The following is an 815-nucleotide window of genomic DNA, read 5'->3' as shown; positions in this document are numbered from 1 at the left end:
TTTGCGCGTACAAAGCCGCACGTCAACGTTGGCACCGTCGGCCACGTTGACCACGGTAAAACCACGCTGACCGCAGCGATCACCAAAGTTCTTGCAGAGAGCGGCGGGGCATCGTTCCAGGACTACAGCATGATCGACAAGGCACCGGAAGAGAAAGCTCGTGGTATCACGATCTCGACCGCGCACGTCGAATATGAAACCGAAAACCGCCACTATGCGCACGTCGATTGCCCGGGCCACGCTGACTATGTGAAAAACATGATCACCGGTGCAGCCCAGATGGACGGTGGTATTCTGGTTGTTTCGGCAGCTGACGGCCCCATGCCGCAGACCCGTGAACACATCCTGCTTGCACGCCAGGTTGGCGTTCCTGCACTTGTCGTGTTCATGAACAAGGTTGACCAGGTTGACGACGAAGAGCTTCTCGAACTCGTCGAAATGGAAATCCGTGAGCTTCTGTCGTCCTACGACTTCCCGGGCGACGATATTCCGATCATCAAGGGCTCGGCTCTTGCTGCTCTGGAAGGTCGCGACGATGAAATCGGCAAGAACGCGATTCTTGAGCTGATGAAAGCGGTTGACGATTACATCCCGGCGCCGGACCGTCCGAAAGACAAGCCGTTCCTGATGCCGATCGAAGACGTGTTCTCGATCTCGGGTCGTGGTACGGTTGTGACCGGTCGTGTTGAAACCGGTATCGTCAAGGTTGGTGAAGAAGTCGAAATCGTCGGCATCAAAGCTACCGTTAAAACCACCGTTACCGGCGTTGAAATGTTCCGCAAGCTGCTCGACCAGGGCGAAGCTGGCGACAACAT

The 815-nt window shown here is 56.0% G+C and carries 1 protein-coding gene; it reads left to right on the top strand.

Annotated elements, in window-relative coordinates:
- The coding region (locus tag LF95_RS22500) for an elongation factor Tu (RefSeq protein WP_073957454.1) at positions 1 to 815 on the top strand (815 nt) is incomplete at both ends.

It is taken from the genome of Thalassospira sp. TSL5-1 (genome assembly GCF_001907695.1).
GTDB lineage: Bacteria > Pseudomonadota > Alphaproteobacteria > Rhodospirillales > Thalassospiraceae > Thalassospira.
Note: the sequence above shows the minus strand (reverse complement) of the source record. Positions and strands in the feature narration are given on the sequence as shown.